This is a genomic window from Novosphingobium sp. KCTC 2891, assembly GCF_025938155.1.
Taxonomy (GTDB): domain Bacteria; phylum Pseudomonadota; class Alphaproteobacteria; order Sphingomonadales; family Sphingomonadaceae; genus Novosphingobium.
On record NZ_JAPCZG010000015.1, the window covers coordinates 31,536 to 51,728 of the forward strand.

The 20,193-nt window shown below is 68.4% G+C and carries 9 protein-coding genes, 1 tRNA gene and 1 pseudogene; 6 read left to right on the plus strand and 5 right to left on the minus strand.

The window, feature by feature from the left end; all coding sequences use genetic code 11:
• Positions 1 to 103 precede the first annotated feature (103 nt).
• From OLX02_RS18625 to OLX02_RS18635, 3 genes are read left to right on the plus strand one after another with little or no spacing between them, the layout of a single operon-like run.
• Positions 104 to 1,825 (plus strand): ShlB/FhaC/HecB family hemolysin secretion/activation protein, encoded by a 1,722-nt coding sequence (locus OLX02_RS18625; protein WP_264425265.1) that lies wholly within the window; start codon positions 104 to 106, stop codon positions 1,823 to 1,825.
• Positions 1,825 to 11,943, plus strand: coding sequence for a hypothetical protein (locus OLX02_RS18630; RefSeq protein WP_264425267.1), 10,119 nt, complete (start codon positions 1,825 to 1,827; stop codon positions 11,941 to 11,943). The genes OLX02_RS18625 and OLX02_RS18630 overlap by 1 nt, the downstream gene beginning before the upstream one ends.
• On the plus strand, positions 11,943 to 15,008 hold the full coding sequence (locus tag OLX02_RS18635; RefSeq protein WP_264425269.1) for a CHAT domain-containing protein: 3,066 nt from the start codon (positions 11,943 to 11,945) through the stop codon (positions 15,006 to 15,008). The genes OLX02_RS18630 and OLX02_RS18635 overlap by 1 nt, the downstream gene beginning before the upstream one ends.
• Before the next feature lie 25 nt (positions 15,009 to 15,033).
• On the opposite strand, the gene OLX02_RS18640 is transcribed toward OLX02_RS18635, so the two are convergent.
• The 3 genes and pseudogenes from OLX02_RS18640 to OLX02_RS18650 all read right to left on the minus strand — a co-directional run bounded on the left by OLX02_RS18640 (position 15,034) and on the right by OLX02_RS18650 (position 17,024).
• Positions 15,034 to 15,465: a diguanylate cyclase gene (locus OLX02_RS18640; RefSeq protein WP_264425301.1), complete on the minus strand. Its 432-nt coding sequence runs from the start codon at positions 15,463 to 15,465 to the stop codon at positions 15,034 to 15,036.
• A pseudogene (locus tag OLX02_RS20175) lies at positions 15,434 to 16,216 on the minus strand (GGDEF domain-containing protein); the annotation flags it as partial. The gene OLX02_RS18640 and the pseudogene OLX02_RS20175, both read right to left, overlap by 32 nt.
• Before the next feature lie 100 nt (positions 16,217 to 16,316).
• The gene (locus OLX02_RS18650; protein ID WP_264425271.1) at positions 16,317 to 17,024 is read right to left on the minus strand and encodes a GcrA family cell cycle regulator; all 708 of its coding nucleotides are present in this window, start codon (positions 17,022 to 17,024) and stop codon (positions 16,317 to 16,319) included.
• Between the two features lie 89 nt (positions 17,025 to 17,113).
• Between OLX02_RS18650 and OLX02_RS18655 the strand changes: the two genes are divergently transcribed.
• Positions 17,114 to 17,998 (plus strand): ABC transporter permease, encoded by an 885-nt coding sequence (locus OLX02_RS18655; RefSeq protein ID WP_264425273.1) that lies wholly within the window; start codon positions 17,114 to 17,116, stop codon positions 17,996 to 17,998.
• Between the two features lie 51 nt (positions 17,999 to 18,049).
• Here the strand turns inward: OLX02_RS18655 and hspQ are convergent, their stop codons facing one another.
• On the minus strand, positions 18,050 to 18,430 hold the full coding sequence (hspQ, locus tag OLX02_RS18660) for a heat shock protein HspQ (RefSeq protein ID WP_264425275.1): 381 nt from the start codon (positions 18,428 to 18,430) through the stop codon (positions 18,050 to 18,052).
• A gap of 146 nt (positions 18,431 to 18,576) precedes the next feature.
• Here hspQ and OLX02_RS18665 point away from each other — a divergent pair.
• Positions 18,577 to 18,666 (plus strand) — tRNA-Ser (locus OLX02_RS18665).
• 151 nt (positions 18,667 to 18,817) lie between these two features.
• Complete coding sequence (locus tag OLX02_RS18670) at positions 18,818 to 19,963, plus strand: tyrosine-type recombinase/integrase (protein WP_264425277.1); 1,146 nt, start codon at positions 18,818 to 18,820, stop codon at positions 19,961 to 19,963.
• Between the two features lie 18 nt (positions 19,964 to 19,981).
• On the opposite strand, the gene OLX02_RS18675 is transcribed toward OLX02_RS18670, so the two are convergent.
• The gene (locus tag OLX02_RS18675) at positions 19,982 to 20,185 is read right to left on the minus strand and encodes a DUF5818 domain-containing protein (RefSeq protein ID WP_264425279.1); all 204 of its coding nucleotides are present in this window, start codon (positions 20,183 to 20,185) and stop codon (positions 19,982 to 19,984) included.
• Between the last annotated feature and the right edge of the window lie 8 nt (positions 20,186 to 20,193).

Here is a 20,193-nt window from a genome sequence, read left to right on the forward strand (position 1 = left end):
ATAAAATGAGAAATCGGGCCGCGTCGCAGAAAATACGACGGGGGCAGAAATGGTTTGTGAGGTCAGGAAATCGGGTCGGCTGAACAAGGCTTCAGTCGCCTCCTTGCGCGTTGGCGTCATGGCGCTTGGCGCGGGCATCCTGCCCTCGTTGGCTCTCGCCCAGGCGGTTCCGCCGGTCGCCGGCGTCCCCACGCGAGACCAGTTGCGGGGGGTGACCGGTGAAGCACCGCCGCCCGAGCAGCCGCGCCTGACGATCTCGGGCGGGATCGAACGTTCGCCCTGTCCGCTGGCCGATCCGAAGTACCAGGACATCAAGGTCACCGTTTCGCACGTCACGTTCAACGGGCTGAAGGGGGCGACGGCCGAGGAGCTGGAGGCGGCATGGAAGCCGCTGGCGGGAACGCCTCAGCCGGTGGCAGCGCTGTGCGACATCCGCGATGCGGCGGGCACGATCCTGCGCAACAAGGGCTACCTTGCCGCGGTGCAGGTGCCGACCCAGCGGATCGAGAACGGCGAAGTGCGCATGGAGGTGCTCTATGCGCGCGTCACCGCGATCCGCGCGCGGGGCGAGACGCGCGGCGCCGAGCGCAAGCTGCAGGAATACCTGGGCCACCTGACCAAGGACGAGATCTTCGACCGCAACAAGGCCGAGCGATACCTGCTGCTGGCGCGCGACCTGCCGGGATACAATGTGCAGCTCACTCTTCGCCCCGCCGGCGGCGCGCCGGGGGACATGGTGGGCGAAGTGACCGTGTTGCGGTTGCCGTTCGTTGCCGACCTGTCGGTCCAGAACCTCGCCTCCGAAGCCACGGGGCGATGGGGCGCGCAGCTGCGCGTGCAGGCCTTCGGGCTGACCGGGCTGGGCGATGCGACGACGCTGTCCTACTACGCCACCGCCGATTTCCACGAACAGCACATCCTCCAGGCCAGCCACGAGTTTCGTCCCGGCAGCGATGGGCTGATCGTTGGCGGCCAGTTCACTTATGCGTGGACCCAGCCGGACATCGGGCCGGTGGCGGGCGGCGCCGCGCTCAAGGCGCGCACGCTCTACGCCAGCCTCTATGGCCGATATCCGCTGCTGCGCTCGCAGCGCGCGAATGTGTGGCTGGGGGCGGGGTTCGACCTCGTGAATCAGAACGTGGAACTGATCGGCCCGCTGACGCGCGACCGGTTGCGTGTGCTGTGGACCCGGCTCGATGCCGACGCGATCGACATGAAGCATGCCGCGCCGGCATGGCGCGCAAGTGGTTCGCTCGAACTGCGGCAGGGTCTCGACATTCTGGATGCGACGCATGGCTGCGCGGGGATCGCGTGCATCGGGCGCATTCCGACCAGCCGGTTCGACGGTTCGCCCACGGCCACCGTGGTGCGCGCGCAGGGCGAATACGAACGCGCGCTGGGCAAGGTGGCGGTCGCGGTGATGCCGCGCGCGCAATATGCGTTCAAGCCGTTGCTCAGCTTCGAGGAGTTTTCCGCCGGCAACTACACCGTAGGTCGCGGCTATGATCCGGGCGAGGTGATCGGCGACAGCGCCGTGGGCGTGTCGTTCGAGTTGCGCGGGCCGCGGCTGCGCGTGGGCGGCGGCGATGTGCGGGTGCAGCCGTTCGTGTTCTGCGATGCCGCCTGGGCGTGGAACAAGGGCATTGCCGGGGCCGATCGCCTGACCTCGGCCGGCGGCGGCGTGCGCGCCGAGCTGGGCGAGCGCTTCCGGCTCGATGCCACGCTGGCCGTGCCGCTGGAGCGCACCCGGATCCAGACGAGGCGCTCCGATCCGCGCTTCCTTGTCACCCTGACCACCCGTCTCCTGCCCTGGAGGGCCAACTGATGCCCCGCACCCGCAGTCGCCGCGAAACGCTCACGGTTTCGTCGCTGGCCATTGCCACTGTTCTCGCGTCCGGCGCGGTGGTGGCCCACGCGCAGTCGTTCCAGGGGACCGGCACGGTCGTGGCCGGCTCCGCTTCGGTCTTCGCCACAGGCACGACCACCGACGTCACGGTGAACAGTGCCTCGGCGGTGATCGACTGGGCGCCGTTCGACACGACCGGCACGGGCACCGTCGCGTTCCAGCCCAATGGCACCACCGCGACATTCACGAACAACATCGACACGACGCCCAACTTCGCCGTGCTCAACAGGATCATTCCGACCGATCCCACCCGTCCGATCTCTTTCGACGGGCAGGTGATCTCGCGCATCCAGTCGGTGACGGGCGGGGGCGTGCCCGGCGGCACGGTGTTCTTCTACAGCCCCGGCGGCATCCTGGTTGGTCCGAACGCGCGGTTCGACGTGGGCAACCTGGGACTGACCACCTCGGACCTGCCTTATGACGCGCAGACCGGTGCGTTCAGCAACAACGGCATCTTCCAGTTCCAGCAGTCGCAGACCGGTGCGTCGATCCAGATCGATCCGGCGGCGCAGATCACCGCGTCGAACGGCAGTGCATCCAACGCCTATGTCGCGATGGTGGCGCCGCGCATCGTCAACGAAGGCGCCATCACCGTCGATGGCTCGGCGGCACTGGTCGCGGCCGACGCGGCGACGATCGAGTTTTCGCCCAGCGGCCTGTTCAACATCGCGGTGACCAGCGGCAGCAGCGCGACGGGTACCGTGCTGGACCAGCGCGGCACGATCAGCGGCGCCGCGGGCGCGGCGGCGACGACGATCCACCGCATCTACATGGTGGCGGTGCCCAAGAATACCGCGATCACCATGGCGATCGCCAACAACGCCTCGCTGGGTTTCGATCCTGCCGCCGCGGCGGATGTACAGGGCAACACGATTGTCCTTTCGGCGGGCTATGACGTCGCGGGTGGAACCATCGGGACCGCGCGTTCGGCGGGCGGCGGCACGGCTGCGACCACGTTGCAGATCGGTGCGATGACCGGAACGTCGGCCGTGATCGGCAAGGCGACCGGCAATGCCGCGCTTACCGTTGCCAATGGCAGCACCGCGACGTTCGAATCCGACGTCAATCTGGCGGGCACGGCCGATCCGGCAACGCCGGGCAGCGATGCGGCCCTGATTTCGGTGGGGACCGGCGCCAACCTGACGGTGAAGCGCAGCCTGACCCTGACGTCGCTGGATGCGGGCGCAGTCAACGTGACGGGCGTGAGCGACAGTTCGTCGGCCAGCATGGACGTCGATGGCGGCACGGTGGCCGTGACCGGCGATCTGAGCGTGATCGCCGACCGCGATGGACTGGGCGATGGCGGCTCCGCGACCGGCGGTGCGGCGCGGCTGACCGCGCAGAATGCGGCGGACGTTTCGGTGGGCGGCGCGATCAATATCTACGCCGGCGGTTTTGGCGCGGGCGCCATCAGTGCGCCCGCTGTGGGGAACGGCACGGGCGGCACCGCGCGGCTTTCGTACGGCTCCGGTTCGAGCGTTGCAGCCGGGAGCATCGCCCTCGCTGCGGACGGGCGCGGCGGATTCATTTCCAGCACCGGGTATCGCGGCGGCGACGGCGCCGGGGGAACGGCCACGATCGAGGGGCTCACCGGCGGCGGCACGCTGACCGTGGGCGGAAGCGTCGCGCTTTCGGCGGATGGCGACGGCACTTTTGGCGACAGCTGCGTAAACTGCACGGTCGAAGGCGGGCTGGGCAGTGGCGGCCTCGCCCTGTTCTCGCTGAGCGGCACGGCTTTGCACACCGTCACGATCGGCAATGGGCTCAATCTCTCGGCTTCGGCATCGGGTGGTTCGGCGTTTACCACGAAGGCGGGCGATGCCTCTGCCGGGACGGCGCGCATCACGGCGGGCGGAGGTGCGCATGTGCTGACCGTTACCGGGCAGACCACCCTCTATGCGCGGGGGCGCGGCGGCGAAGCCTATGGCACGTTCAGTTCGGCGAACGGCGACGGCGGCACGGCGGAAATCATCGCCGACGGCGCAGCGCTGACGTTCGGCACGGTGCTGGTCAATGCCAACGGCGAAGGGGGCTTCAACAGTTCCGGCGGGCAGGGCGGTATCGGCTCCGGCGGTACGGCTCGGTTCGTTGTCGAGACGGGCGGCGGATCGCTGACCGCGGCAGACCTGACGGTGAATGCGCAGGGCTACGGCGGCGGGCTGGGCGAAGGCTTCAGCGGGTCGGGCGCGCTTGGTCACGGCGGCTTCGCACTGGTTGATGCGTTCGCAGGGTCTATCAGCATCGGATCGGTGAGCGTCGATGCCACGGGGCAGGGCGGTGCAGGCTATGACCTGGGTGGGAACGGCATCGGCGGCAGCGCCGCGGTGCGCGCGCTGGGCGGCACTGTCACCATCAACGGGGGCAGCGTCGAGGCCACCGGTCTGGGCGGCTTTGGCATTATCTCCGGCTCGGGCACGGGCGGAGCGGCCGAGGTTTCGGCCAGCAACAGCAGTGTTTCGGTCGCGAGCACGTTCCTGCTGATCGCACGCGGCGAAGGCGGCGGCGCGAATGGCGTCGGCAATGTGGGCGGCACGGGCACCGGCGGTTTTGCCACCGTTTCGGCCCGCAATGGCACCGTTTCGTTCTCGGGCCTGTTCGGTGCGAACGCGGGCGGTCTGGGCGGCTCCGGGTTCTCCGGCGGCGGTATCGGCGGCGATGGCTATGGCGGCCAGGTCCGCTTCGACGCGATTTCGAATGCGGGCGGGCCATCCACTCTTTCCTTCAACACCGCAGTGATCAACGCCAAGGGCGACGGCGGTGACGGGGCTGTCGGTGCCAGCAGCATAATAACCGGACCGGGCGAGCGCGGCGGCGCTGGCCATGGCGGGTCGGTCGTCATCAATGCGGGGGTGTCGAACGGCACGCTCACCGCGAGTTCGTTGTCCGTCCTGGCCGATGGTACCGGTGGGCGCGGCGGCGCGGGCGGATTTTCCCCGAACGGCATGGGCGGCGATGGCGCGACCGGCGGTAGTGGCTTTGGCGGCGATGTCACGCTGGATACCGATGGCGCACTGGTCGGGGTTACGCCGACGGGCAGCATGTCGCTCGGGTATGTTTCGATTTCGGCGAATGGCCTGGGGCAGCAGGGCGGATTTGCCGGCTCCGGCGTCACGCCAGGGTCGGCGGGAGCCGGCGGCGACGGCGCCGGCGGTTCGGTGACGATCCGGGCCGACCGGGGCGGATCGAAGATCGAGATCACGGATTCGGCCAGCCTGACCGCGCTTGGCTATGGCGCCAACGGATTGGGCTGCACGGCCTGTCTTGCCGATGCCGGTCAAGGGACCGGTGGCACGGTGGCGATCCTTGCTGACGGGACGACCACAGGCAATACGCTGAAGCTTCTGGCTGGGCTGACGCTCGATGTTTCGGGGCTGGGCGGCGCCGCTCTCACCACGGCGGGCGGCGCGGGCATTGCCGGCAATGCCAAGATCGTCGCCGGCAGCGGGCTGGCGATGACCACGAACGACGTCTACCTCAAGGCGGTGGGCTTTGGCGGCACCGCGCAAGGTGCCTTCGCAGGCGGGGCTGCTACCGGCGGGCTTGCCACGATCGAGATGCGCACGGGATCGCGCCTTGATGTCACCGGCACGATCACGCTGGATGGCAGCGCGGTGGGCGGAGACAGCACGGGCGCGGGCGGTATCGGCGGGCTGGGCGCGGCGGGAACGGCAACGCTGCTCAGCCTTGGCGGCACGATTACCTCGACAGGCAACGCGACGATCTTTGCCAATGGCTTTGGCGGGGTCGGCGACCAGGCCTTTGGTCTGGGAGTTGGCGGTGAAGGCCGGGGCGGGCTGGCCACGATTGCTGCGGGCAACGATGTGGGGCTGGGCAACGGCGGAAGCATTGCGCTTGGCGGCAGCGCCACGGTTTCGGCCGAGGGGCAGGGCCGGAGTGGCGGGATCGGCGGGCTGGGTACTGGTGGCCACGCGGCGATCGCCACGCGCTATGGGCAGGTCTCTGCCAGTAGCGCCGATGTCGATGCGGCCGGTTATGGCGGCAACGGGCTGGCCGGGGGCACCGGTGGGGCCGGCGTTGGCGGCGTGGCCGAAGTCATTTCGCTCAATGCGGTTGAAGGCATGGGGACGATCACGCTGGGATCGGCGAGCGTGCTGGCGAGCGGGCAGGGCGGCGCAGGCGGGACTGGTGCGATCAGCGCGGTTGGCGCCGGCGTGGGCGGCACCGGCGGTGCGGGCACCGGCGGCATGGCGCGCGCCATCGGCAGCGCGGGCAATGGCCGGATCGTGCTGGGCGATCTCGCGATCGGTTCTCAGGGCCTTGGCGGTGTCGGCGGGACCGGCGCTGCCAACGATGGCGGTGTTGGCGCGGACGGCGGAATTGGCGGGGCCGCGACGGGCGGCGTACTCGATGTCGGGACGCAGAGCGGCGCGGATACGGGCGCGATCAATCTGGGATCGGCAAGCTTCGGAACTGTCTCGGCCCTTGCCCGTGGCTTCGGCGGCGGTGGCGGCGCGGGCGGCGCGGGCGCGACGGCCAGCGGCAACGGCGGCGCGGGCGGCATGGCCGTGGGCGGCCGTGCGGTCCTGCTGGTGCGCGGATCGCCGGTGACGCTTTCAGGCCCCGGATCGTTCGTCGCGGATGCGATCGGCGGTGCCGGCGGTGCAGGCGCCACGCAGGGCGTGGGCGGCGATGCGGTGATCGGCCGCGATCCCGGCGGGGCGGCTCTCGTCGCCAGCAGCCGTTTTCTTGTCGACAACCAGCGCGGTTCGCTGAACGCGGGCGTCCTGTCGTTCCAGGCGGTTGCGCAGGGCGGTGCGGGATCGACCACCGGCGCCGCAATCAACGAGGGCCTGCCCATCGCTCTCAATCTGCGCAATGCGGACATTGCAGCGACCTCGATGTCGTTCTTTGCCGCGGGCCAGCAGGCGACGGGCGCGGCACCGGCCGAAATCCTCATTCAGGGCGGCAGCGCTACCCTCTCGGGCGGTCTCAGCTTCACCGCGCCGGGCGACCTGGTGGTTTCGCTGGATGGCGGGGATCTGGTGGCGGACCACGTCCAGATCGGCGCGGCGAACTGGGTCGCGGGCACCCCGGCGGTCACGCCGGGCACCATCCACGGTACGAACGGCGTTTTCCTCGCGACGGCGCAGGATCTGATCACGGATGCGAACCTCCAGTCTGATGTCGGTCTGGCGGTGGGCGCCACCGGCATCGTGCGCCTTGGCAACCTGCGCGCCGGTACCGACCTTGACGTGGAGGCGCTGGGCAGCGCCTCCGTGGGTTCGGTCGATGCGGGCGGGCTGGCAACGCTGAAATCGGGCGGTGCGCTTCTGGTCAATGGTCCGATCCATGCGCTCGACACGGTCAGGCTGCATTCGGACGCGACAGTCAGCGCGGGTAACATCGTCATCGATCCGTCGAGCAACCCGGCCGCCGTGCGCGACGCGGTGGTGCTGGCGGGCGGCGCCATCTCGCTGGGCGACATCACGGCAGCGAACACCCGGCTGTTCGGCGCGCAGGCCATCAGTGCCGGCGCGATTTCGTCGGGCGACGTTGCCGTGCTGGGCGGTGGCGGCGTGCTGCTCGGTTCGGTCGCGGCGACCGGGCGCGTGCTCGTGGCCGATATCTCGATGGCAAGCCTGGGCGGGGATCCGTCCATCAGCGGCTATGACATGGGCGCGCTGTTCGCGGCGCCGCCGGTGCGCGCGGCCGGTGCCATCGCGATCGGCAATACAGTCTCCGCGCTTTCGTTCACGGGGGCGACGGCCCAGTCGTTCAGCGCCGGCGGGCTGTCGGCCACGAACGGGATCGTGCTCGATGCGGGCGGAGCGATCAGCGTTGGTCCGGTCACGGCCGGCACGGACATTTCCGTCACCAGCGACGATGCCGTGCTTGGCATGACGTTCGCGGCGGGCGGCAACCTCTCGATCTTCGCGCTGGGCGACGTGATAACGGCCGGCCGCCTGCCGGGCGGCGGGTTTGGGCCGGCGCTCGACCTGACGGCCGGGGGCTCGGCAACCATCCGCAGCTCGACCGGGATGCTGCGCCTTGGCGCGGTCACTGCCAGTGGCGGGCTCGTGAGCCTGGATGCCGGGACGGACGTGACCGTGGGCGCGCTGACGGGGCAGGGCGGCATAGCCGTGCATTCGCTGAACGGTGCGATCAGCCTGGCGTCCGCCAGCGCGGCGGCGGGTGCCGTCGATCTCGCAGCGTCGGCAGACATCGTGAGCGGTGTCCTTTCTGCGCAATCCTATGTGAACGCGGTCTCGACGGGCGGCGGCCTGCAACTGGCGGACATCACGGCGGGCGGGAGCGTTACCGCCGTCGCGCCTGGCGCGATCACGCTCGGAGCCATCGACGCAGGACGCGGGGTGGCGCTTTCGGCCGGCACCACGCTTGGCGTCGGTGGGGCGATCCACGCATTCGATGCGGTCTCGCTCCAGTCGGGCGGGACGCTCGGCGCGGGCGACATCGTGATCGGCGCATCGAGCGATCCCAACGCGGTGCGCGCGCTGTCGGTGCTGGCGGGCGGGGCGATCTCGCTGGGCAACCTGGCTGCCGCGCAGGCGCGACTGTTCGGCACGCAGGCCATCTCGGCGGGTGTGATCTCGGTGGATGATCTTGCGGTGCTGGGCGGTGGCGACATGTCGCTCGGTTCCATCGGAGCGGGTGGGCGCGTGCTGCTTGCCGGCTATGCGATGGCCGGCATCGGCGGTGCGCCTTCAGGCAGCACCTACGATTTCAATGCCCTGTTCGCGGCGGCGCCGGTGCGCGCGGCTGGGGCGATCACGATTGGCGGAACCACTTCGGCAGGGTCGCTGGTGGCTGCGACGGCGCAGGGGTTTGCCGCCGGGCCGATCGCTGTGGGCACGAGCTTCACGCTTGACGCGGGCGGGGCGGTGACGCTTGGCCCGGTCCTGACGGGCACCGACCTGGCCATTACGGGCGACGATGCCGTCCTGACCGGCGCGCTGACCGCAGGGGGCGACCTCTCGATTACGGCGCAAGGCGGGATTGCCACCACGAACCTGCCGATCACGGCAGGCGGCGGTAGCGGTGCGCCGCAGAACGTGCTGGGCGGCGGCTCGGTCACGCTGCGCAGCATCGGCGGCGGGCTGTTACTTGGCGCGGTGACTGCGCAAAATGGCGCACTGGCGCTCGATGCGGCGGGCGATGTCGGCACGGCGTCTCTTGCGGCGCATGATGGCGTGAGCGTGCGTTCCACCGGCGGGTCGGTGGTGATTGCCGGCGGAACCAGCGCAACAGCCGGCTCCATCGATCTGACGGCCAACGGCAATCTTTCCACTGGCCTGCTGTCTGCGGTTGGAAGCATCGCGGCGCAATCGGCGGCCGGCAGCTTGCAGGTTGGCGCCGTGGGCGCATCCGGCGGGGCCATCGATCTCGGCGCGGCGACCGATCTTACCGCGGGAGCGCTTTCGGCCACGGGTGATATTGCGGCGCGGGCGCGGAACGGCGTGTTGCAGGTGGACCGGGCGACCACGACCGGCGGCGCAATTTCGCTGACGGCTGGCGGAGACCTTGGCGCAGGGGCGCTGTCGGCGCCCGGCGACGTGAGCGTGCGTTCCGCCGGTGGCGGTTTGATCCTTGCCGATGTCACGTCGGCCGGGGCGATCGACCTTGGGGCTGCGCATGCGATCAGCGCGGGTGCCCTGACGGCTGCAACCACGATTGCCGCGCAGACGGCGGGCGGCGCGCTGCAACTGGGCAGCGCGGCGACTTCATTCGGCGGGGTCACGCTGCTGTCTTCGGGCGATCTGACCGCGGGGACGATTTCCGCCGGTGGTTCGGTGGCGGCCCGCTCGTCGGCAGGTGCGCTGCATCTTTCCGATATCGACACGAGCGGTTCCATCGACCTTGGCGCGGCGGGCGCCATTGGTGCCGGCGCGCTCCACGCCAGCATCAACATCGCGGTCGCCAGCCAGGGCGGACCGGTGCTGGTCGGACCGGCGAGCGCCAGCGGCGGCATCTCGCTCGCGGCTGCGGGCGACGTTTCGGCCGACACGCTTCTGGGCGGCGACGTTTCTGTTTTCTCGTCCGGCGGGGCGCTGAACCTTGCGGGGATCAACGCTGGCGGGACCATCGCGCTGGGCGCGGCGACCGGCATCGCCGCCGGTGGCCTGCTTGGCGATGCGGGGGTCAGCGCCAGCAGCGGCGGTGCGATGACGCTGGGGCCGGTGGCAAGCCCGAACGGCGACATCACCCTGGATGCCGGCGGCACGCTGGTCACGGGCAGCCTGTTCGCCGCGGGCCGCATCGGCCTTTCGGCGGCGGGCGCGGCGACGACCGATGCAATCTTGGCCGGGGGAGCCATTACCGGCACCATCGGCGGCGATGCGAACCTCGCTGCGCTATCGAGCCGAACCGCAGGGATCGCGATGCGATCAGGCGGAACGCTGGCGGCCGGGTTTGTCGAGGCGGCGACGGACATTGCGCTGGTGGCAACGCGCGACCTCTCGCTGGGGCCGGTCATCGGGCGCGACATGGCGCTGCTTGCGGGCGGCAACGTGGTGGCGAGCAGCATCACATCGGGGAGCATCGATCCGCAGACCGGCGCCATCGTACCCGGTTCGGGGCGCATCCTTCTTGCCGATGCGTCGATGGCCAGCCTGGGCGGGCAGCTTGGCACGTTCAACTTTGATGCGCTGTTTGCGGCGGCGCCGGCGCGGGTTTCCGGCGCGATCCGCGTGGGCCATGCCTCCGGCGGGCGGTTTGCCGCGGCGGCCGCCGGTGATGTCACGGTGGGCGCGCTCGATGCGTCGCAGGATATCCGCATCGACAGTGGCGGCACCGTCACGGTCGATGCGCGGTGGAACGCGCCTTCGATCAGTATCGCCTCGAACGACATCGCGATCCGCACGCAGTCGCTGGATGGCGAGGCGCTGGGGCTGAATGCCGGGGTAAGCGGCTCGATCCTGTTGCAGTCGCTCAACCGGCAGCAGGTGCTGATCGGCGATGGGCTGGCCGGACAGGGATACGCGCTTGGAAACGGTGAGTGGGCGCTGATCCGCAGTGGTTCGCTGACCATCCGGGCGCTCGACAATGCCGGCACCGGCGCCGACGTGCTGATCGGCAACCTCGACGTGACCGGCCCGCAGGCGGGCAGCACCATCGACGATCCCAACGGCGTGGTGCGCTTCGAGACGGTGGGCGCCGGGGGCAACCTGACCGGCGGCATCCGCATCGTGGGCAACGTTGCCGCGCGCGGCTTCCTGGCCACCAATGCGCTGTCGTTCGGCACCGGGTTGTTCGAACTGGATGCGGCGACCGGATCGCTGTCGGTGCGTGGCAGCGGCACGGCACCGGCTGGTATCCTGCGGATCGAGGCCGGCGGCATTCACGTCGCATCGGGCACGATCCTCGACAAGCTGCGGGCAAACCCGTTCTACACCGGACTGGAAAGCGACCTGGACGGACCGGCGGCGGTGCAGCGGCCGGACGGGGTGCTGACTGCCGGCGGGTTCGATTTCACCATCGGGCGCACGTTCTATGTTCAGAACACCGGCACGGCGCTTGCTCCAGCCGGGTTCCTGACGGCGGCCGACGCGTTCCGCGTTGTGCCCGGCAGCACGCTGCCGCTGGTGATGATCGTCAATGGCCGCTTCAGCAGCGGTTCGACGGTACTGTCGGGCACCGACGCGGTCGACGCGTTCAAGGCCAATCACGCGCAGATCGGGTTCTTCAGCGCGGACAGCCGGCTGAACGGCTGCCTGATTTCGGCGGCAAGCTGCCTGGTCATCACCGAAACCCCCGATCCGGCGATCTCCAGCCAGATCACGCTGCTCAATGGCGGCGGGCTGGGCGATACGCCGGGCTTCGGCAGCGGTGGCGGCAGCGGTGGCGGCGATGGCCCGGACGAGGGGGACAATGGCGATGGCCAGCAGCAGGGCGAAGGCGGTGATGGCGGTGCTTCGCCAATCGCCCCGCCCACGCCGCTGATCGACATGCGGCCGCTCAACCCGCCGGGCAAGATCGAGGAGCCCGTCGCGGGCAGCGGCAATCCCGCCTTGATGGGATCGGCTGGAAACGGGAATTCGGCCCAGGGAGGCGAGCAGTGATGCGCAGGTCATTCATGATGGGCGCAAGCCTTGCCGTTCTGGCTCTGTCGGCCGCACTTCCGGCTTCGGCCAAGGCGCCGCCGCTGTCGATCCGCAACAGCTTCCGCATCGGCTCGTCGGGTGTGATGTGCACCGCGCAGAACGCGCCGGGCGATGCGCGGCTGGTGGGAATGTTCGACCGGTCCTATCGGCTGACCTGCCGCGATGCGGCGGGGGCAGTGGGCACGCTGATCGCGGTGCGGCGGGATGTGGTGGCGGCAAGCGAGCCGAGCGCCATGCCGGGCGTGCAGGTGGAATGCGCCGCGCCGGCCAAGGCGGTGATCGACCAGCTGGGCGAGGTGGAAAGCCTCGCTTGCCGCGATCCGCGCTCGCGGGTCGATTACCGGCGCTATGTCGTGCGGCGGGGCGGGGTGACTTATTTCGTCGAAGGTCTGGCGGGCTATGATCCGGCGCTGCGGCTTGCGGTGGCAAGCGTGGTGGCCGATCGCCCGGTCGAAGGCGAGGTCCGCGTTGCAACGACCGAAGTGTCGGACCCGGCGGCGTTCGCGCGGATCCAGGCGGGCCAGCTCGACCAGCTTGGTGCGCGGGACGAAGGCTATCTGCGCAACAATGGCGGCAGCTTCGCTGAATCCGCCGAATTTTTCGAAGCGCTCGCCACGCGCGATCGCAGCAGCGGCAATCCGGGGCTGGCCGAAGCGCTGGCGAACCAGGGCCTGCAACAGTCCAACCTCGGCAACTTCGCGGCGGCACAGCGCCTGTTCGAGGACGGCCGCAAGGCCCTGGCGCCGAACGACGGCGTGACCGAGCGGCGCCTGCGCAATTACCGCGCGATCGACCTGCTCAACCAGCGCAAGCCCGATGCGGCGCTAACCGAGCTGGGCCGGCCGGTCGTGCCGGTGGAGATATCGTTCGACCGCGACAAGCTGGCCATGGGCGAAATCAACATGCCTCTGTCGGAGCAGATCAACCGCGAGAACGATTCGCTGCGGCGGCTGGGCGGCATCGATCCGGGGCTCAGCCCGGTCGAACGCGCCGAAATCCTCGATGCGCAGGGCGTCGCGCTGACGGGTACCGCCGCACGGCTGCAGGGGCACTGGCCAGATGCGGCGGCGAAGTTCGCCGAAGCCGAGCGGCGGCTGCTCGCCGTGCGGGGCGGGCGCGTGGTTTCGACCGGCTGGCTGCGCTCCGAAATCCAGATCGAGGAAGCGCTGCTGAGCGAGGCGCAGGGCCGCCAGGCGGAGGCGTCGGCCGATTTCGACCGCGCCATCGCGACCATTGCCGATGCTTTCCCGCAATCGCCGACGCTTCTGGCGGCGCAGGCGCGAAAGGCGGCATTCCTGGGCCGTTCCGGTGACAGCGCCGGGGCAGAAGCGCTGTTCGCCAAGGTGATCGACCAAAGCGCGATGGTGCCCGACAGCGGCACCACGCTGCGCGAATTGCTCTCGCCCTATTTCGGCTTGCTGGCGCGGGACGGCGGAGCGGGGAGCGCGGCGGCGATGTTCACGGCGGCGCAGGTTCTCCAGCGCCCCGGCGTCGCGCAGACGCAGGCAGTGCTGGCGCGCGAACTGTCGGAAGGCAATGACGATGCGGCGGCGCTGTTCCGCCTTTCCGTGGCGCGCAGCCGCGACATCGCGCGGACCGATGCCGACGTGACGCGCCTGGCCGCCCTGACCGCGCCGACCGCTCAGGAGCAACAGGCTCTGAAAGCGGCGCAGGACACGCTGGCCTCGCTCCAGCGCGACCAGACCGAACTGGTCAGCAAGTTGGCGGCATTCCCGCGCTACAACGTGCTCGCGCCGCAGCGGGTCAACCTTGCCGAACTCCAGCAGGCGCTGCGTCCGGGCGAGGCCTATTACAAGCTGATCGCGGCGGGCGACGATCTCTATGCGCTGTTCGCCACGCCGGATGATTCCCTCACGTTCCGCATCGATCTCGACCGGGCGAAGCTTGCCGCCGAAGTGCAGGCGATCCGTGATACCATCGTGAAGGTCGAGGGCGGCCGTCAGGTGAACTATCCGTTCGATCTCGACCGCTCTCGCGCGCTCTATCTCAAGCTGTTCGGCCCGCTTGATGCCGGGCTGGCGCAAGTGCGCCACCTGGTGTTCGAGCCGGACGCGGCGATGCTGCAACTGCCGCCCTCGGTGCTGGTGACCGACGACAAGGGCATCGCGGCCTACAAGAAACGGACGCAGGCGGCGGACGCCGATCTGTTCGACTTCACCGGCATCGCCTGGCTCGGGCGAGGGCGCGAAGTGTCGATCGCGGTCAGTCCGCGCGGTTTCCTCGATATTCGCAAGCTCGCCCCCTCGCACGCATCGCGGCCCTACCTTGGCCTTGGCCATAACGCCGTGCCCCAGCTGCGCCCGGTTGCGGCAGTGGCGGACGAGTGCGAATGGCCGCTGGTGACGTGGCAGCGCCCGATCTCGGCAGACGAACTGCTGTTCGCGCAGAAGACCATTGGCGGGACCAGCGCGGTGCACACCGATGCAGCCTTCAGCGATACCGCGCTGCTGGGCGATGCCTCGCTCGATCAGTACCGTGTACTGCACTTCGCCACGCACGGGCTGGTCACGGCGCCGCGCGCCGATTGCCCGGCCCGCCCGGCGCTGGTGACCAGCTTCGGCGGTCCCGGCTCCGACGGACTGCTGTCGTTCCGCGAGATTTTCGACCTCAAGCTCGACGCCGACCTCGTGATCCTGTCGGCCTGCGACACGGCCGGCATCGCCAGCGTCAGCGCCAGCCGCGAGGCGGGCGTGACGACGGGTGGCAACTACGCGCTCGACGGGTTGGTGCGCGCCTTCGTGGGCGCGGGCGCACGCTCGGTCGTGGCCAGTCACTGGCCGGTGCCCGACGATTACGACGCTACCAAGCGACTGATCGGCGGCATGATCGGGGCGGCACCGGGCAAGCCGCTCGCCGCAGCGCTGGCGGATGCCGAGCAGAAGCTGATGGACGATCCCAACACATCGCACCCGTTCTACTGGGCGGCGTTCATCATCCTGGGCGACGGGGCAAAGCCGCTGGTGCCGGCCGTCCCCGGAGCGCAAGCGAACCCCGCCCGTTGATCAGGCGGGGGCCTGCACACCGCGTTCAGGCCGCCTTCCTGGCCGGTGTGGGGGATGGGCTTCCCGCCATTATGATCTGGTTGCGGCCGGCGTCCTTGGCGGCATAAAGCGCTTCGTCCGCCGCCTTCATCGCCGCGCTCTTGCCGGGATAGGCAAACACGTCGGCCAGCCCGCCGGAAAACGTGATCCGGCCGAACGGCATGTCGGTCGCGCGATTGATGAGCCGGCGCTCGGCGATTTCTGCACGCGCGATGTCGAGCTTCGCCCAGGCTTGCGCCAGTGTCTGGCCGCGGAACAGCACCGCGAATTCCTCGCCGCCGTGCCGCGCGACGTGGCAGCGCGAATTCGAAATGCGGTCCAGCGTCCACCTTGAGCACGCGGTCGCCGGCCGGATGGCCGTGGGTGTCGTTGATCCGCTTGAAGTGGTCGATGTCACAGAAGGCGACGCACAGCGCATCGCCGGCGACGCGCGCCTCGCGCAGTTCCCGGCCGAACAGATGGTCGAAGGCGCGGCGGTTGGGCAGCCCGGTCAGGTGGTCCTGATCGGCGGCGCGTCGGGTTTCTTCCAAGGTCGCCTGAAGGTCCTGCGCGCGCTTTTCGCTCTCGGCAAGGTCGCTTTCGACGGCGCGCGTCCGTTCCATCATGGCGCGGGTGAGCAAGGTCAGCTCCGCGATCGCCGCGTCGGTGGACGTGACGCCGTGCAGGTCATCGACATGGCGTTGCAGCGCGGTGTTGTATTCGCTGGTCGCCGTGCGCGCTCCCTGCATGGTGTCCCCGAAGTCCTCCAGCCCTTCCTCCAGCTGGCCGATCAGCGCGTGCAGCGTTTCCTCTGCCTTGTCCGGACCAAGGTCGCGGCCGACTTCTTCAAGCCAGCGCAAGGTGAGCGGCAGGCCCTTTTCGGTGCGCTCCAGGATCATCTGGGCGAGACGCGGGCGGGCGCCCGTCACGCAATCATAGGCGATGCCGAGCGTGTAGGGCAGGATTTCAAGATCGTGGTCGATCAGGAAATCGGCAACCTTGCCCAGCATCCGCCGCTTGGCCGGCAGCCAGATCTCGCGTGCGGTGGGATCGCGGTAGCCCGGCGTGTCGGGCGCCGCGATCGGAGGCGAGGCGCCCTTGTTGTCGCCATCGCCCGAATCGTGGCCAAGTCCGAACCACTGCCGCCAGCGGCTGGGCCGCGCGCTATCGCCTGAATCGTGATCGCTCATCAACGAGAGGACGGCAGCATGGGCGCAGGCTTAACCGCGCCCCTTCCGCCGTCCTCTCGGAAATGGAACTTTCGTCTACAAGCGCTTGCCGGCGCCGCGATCAGCGTACGCGCGGGCCGCCGAACGGCATCGGCGGGGGAGGGCGACGATGGCCGCGCGGCAGTTGCGCCTGGTACGCGCGGCCGCAGTGCTGGACGCAATAGGGGAAACCGGGGTTCACCTTGTCGCCGCAGAAATGGAAGTCCGGCTCGCCCGGATGGCCCATCGGCCAGCGGCAGATGCGGTCGTTCAAATCGAGCAGGCTGGTCTTGCTCGAGATTTCCGGGCTGGGACGCGCGGGCACGAGGCGGCGCGGCGGCGCGGGCGGGATCGGCGCCTGCTGGTCGCCAGGACCCTGACGGAGAAACCCGCCGGGGCCGACCGATACGATGCGCGGCTGGGGCGTGGCGGGCGGCGTGGGGGCATCACCCGCGGCAGGAGCCGCAGCCACCGGAGCCGGAGCAGGGGCCGGACGGGGTGCGGGTGCCGGCGCCGAAGGCGCGGGGGTGGGCGCAACTGCGCGGGGTGCCGGCGCGGGACGCGGTTCCGCCGCCGGTGCTGGCGCTGGCTTGGCCGCCTTGGGCGCCGGGCTTTCGGTCTTGTCGTTGGGCTTGACCGGGGAAGGCCGCGCCTTGAGGCCCAGGCGGTGCGCCTTGCCGATCACGGCGTTGCGGCTGACGCCGCCAAGCTCTTCCGCGATCTGGCTGGCGGTGGCGCCGCCTTCCCACATCTTGGTCAGCTTCTCGATGCGCTCTTCCGTCCAGCTCATGCCTACACAATTCCTTCAGGGGACACGGAATGGATCCGTCCGCGTCCCATAGCTTGCCATCGACCCGGCGGCGCGATACCGCACTGCGCATGGCCGATCAACCGATGCCCCGTGGAGGGGCTGCTCCCCAGACCGTGGATACCCTTCGTACCGGAGGCTTCCCGGCGCCGGGCGAACCGCTGTTCCGCAGTTTCAACCGGCTCGGGCTGTGGACCCTCTATATGAAGGAGGTCCGCCGTTTCTTCAAGGTGCAGACCCAGACGATCTGGGCACCGGCGGTGACGACGCTGCTCTATCTGGTGATCTTCACGCTCGCGCTTGGCGGCGGCAACCGCGTGGTGCTGGGCGTGCCCTTCGCCAGCTTCGTCGCGCCGGGCCTGATCGCGATGGGCATGATCAACAATTCGTTCGCCAATGCCAGCTTCGGGTTCGTGGGCGGCAAGATCCAGGGCACGATCATCGATTACCTGATGCCGCCGATCTCCGAAGGCGAATTGCTGGCCGCTCTGGTCGGCGCGGCGGTAACGCGGGCCGTGCTGGTGGGGCTGGCGGTGGCGGCGGCGATGATGTTGTGGCCCGGTGTCCATCTTGAGGCGCGTCACCCCTGGGCGATCGTCTGGTTCGGTCTGATGGGCGCGGTCCTGCTGGCGCTGATCGGGGTGGTCACGTCGATCTGGGCGGAAAAGTTCGATCATCTGGCGGCGGTCACCAACTTCGTGATCACGCCCATGTCGATGCTGTCGGGCACGTTCTATGTGATCGACAACCTTGCTCCCGCGTTCCAGACGATCAGCCGGGTGAACCCGATCTTCTACGTGATCTCGGGTTTCCGCTTCGGCTTCCTGGGGCAGAGCGACATCGGCGACACCAATGCCGCGGTCCTTCACGGCGCGCTGGGGCTTGGCGTGCTCAACCTTGTGCTGGCCATCGCGATCTACGCGCTGCTGCGCTCAGGCTGGAAGCTGAAGAACTGAGGAGGGGCCGGGGCAGGCTGCCCCGGCGCTCACCGCATCAGTGTCGCCCTATCAGTGCGACAGGCCGCGACGCAGGCGGTAGCGGCCATTGCGGAACCCATCGAACATATCCTCGAGCGAGGGATGCTCCACCGGGCCTGCCTCCGCGTCGGCGATGAGGTTCTGCTGGCTGACATAGGCGACGTAGCTGTTCTCGTCGTTTTCGGCGAGCAGATGATAAAAGGGCTGGTCCCGTTTCGGGCGCATGTCCGCCGGAATCGATTCGTACCATTCCTCGCTGTTGGCGAAGACCGGATCGATATCGACCACCACGCCCCGAAAATCGAACAGGCGGTGCTTCACGACATCGCCGATTCCGAACCGGGCCTCGGCAACGGGAGGGGCTGAAAGGCGCCGTCCGGCCTGTGGCGAAAAGAAACTCGCTCGCTGCATGACTGGCAATATAGGTTTGACGCAGGTGCGAAACAAGCAAGCCCCTGTGGATTGTCGCACCTTTCTGCTTGGCAAGGCGAAAACCATGCGCTAACGGCGCGCTTCCTCGACCGGGAGCGCACCTTTCGCTCTCAACGACACTTCGCGGAGAGGTGGCAGAGTGGTCGAATGCGCCGCACTCGAAATGCGGTGTACGGGCAACCGTACCGTGGGTTCGAATCCCACCCTCTCCGCCAAGTCCTACTTCCGCTGACATCCGCTAAGATCCAAAAAGCCCCGGAAATCAGGCGTTTTCTCGCGTCCTGAGGTCTGCTATGTTCTCTGTATGTTCAAGTGCATCCAGAGGAGAGTGTGGGGGGCGGTGTGGGGAAATAGTTAGGCGGAGCCATGGGAAATCTTACCGCTCTGAAAGTGCGCAACCTCAAGGAACCGGGACGGTATTCTGACGGTGACGGGCTGATCCTCGATCTCGCTGGTGCAGGTAAGGGCAGCTGGATGTTAAGGATCCAGATTGCTGGCAAGCGTCGCGACATCGGTCTGGGGTCGCTGGACTTTGTCTCCCTGGCCGAGGCGCGAGACGCGGCAGCGGAACTGCGCAAGCAGGCGAGGGCAGGGCTGGACCCGCTGCTTGAACGGAAGAAGGCACAACGAAAGGTGCCGACGTTCAAAGCCGCTGCACTGCGTGTCTTCGACGAGCACAAGTCGACCTGGAAGAACGGCAAGCACCAGGTCCAGTGGCTCAGGACGCTGGAGACCTATGCCTTTCCAGCCCTCGGTGATCTGCTCGTCTCTGATGTTGACGGTCCCATGATCCGAGACGTTCTTGCCAAAATCTGGCTGTCAAAGCCTGAGACCGCAAGGCGCCTGCGTCAGCGTATCGGCGCCGTCCTGGACTGGGCCTATGCTGAGGGGCACCGCTCGAGTGAGGCTCCATTGCGATCATTGGCGCGAGGCTTGCCCAAGCAGCCCCGCAAAGATCGACACTTCGCAGCAATGCCTTTTTCCGAGATATCGGCGTTCCTGACCACCCTCCGCCAGCGTTGCACCGTAAGCCGACTGGCTCTCGAATTCCTTATTCTCACAGCTAGCCGTTCTGGTGAGGTGCGGGGCGCAGCGTGGGCTGAATTTGATCTAACCAGAAAGATCTGGTCGATCCCTGCTGGCAGAATGAAAGCTGGAGAAGCCCACCAGGTACCGCTCTCGGAAGGAGCGATTGACGTGATCCAGCGCGCCAAAAGGTACAAGGCTGAGAGATGTGACCTAGTCTTTCCGGGGCAGAAATCCAGAAAGCCGCTTTCGGACATGACCCTTCTCGCGATCCTCAGAAAAATGGATCTCGACTACACAGTACATGGTTTCCGTTCAGCATTCCGCGACTGGGCTGCGGAAGAGACTTCCTATCCAGGAGAGGTGGCCGAGGCCGCGCTGGCCCATACCGTTTCCAATAAGGTGGAAGCAGCATATCGGCGCACCAAATATCTGGAAAAGCGAAAAGGCTTGATGGCCGACTGGGGGCGCTATTGCCTGAGCTAGCGGCTGCTGGTCAAACAGTTACAACGCATGCGGGCCCAGCCAGTCGGCACGCAAGCGGTCGAATCCTGTAACGGTTCCCTCGACCACCACTGACAATCCATGAAACTCTTCATGCGCTTGGTCCGTCTCGATGACCCAGATCTCGTTTTCCGCAGTCGTCAGCGTCAGCCCCCGCGAGGCTCTGCCAAGTTTGCCAACCACACGAATGCGCGCGTTGCTCACAATGACCC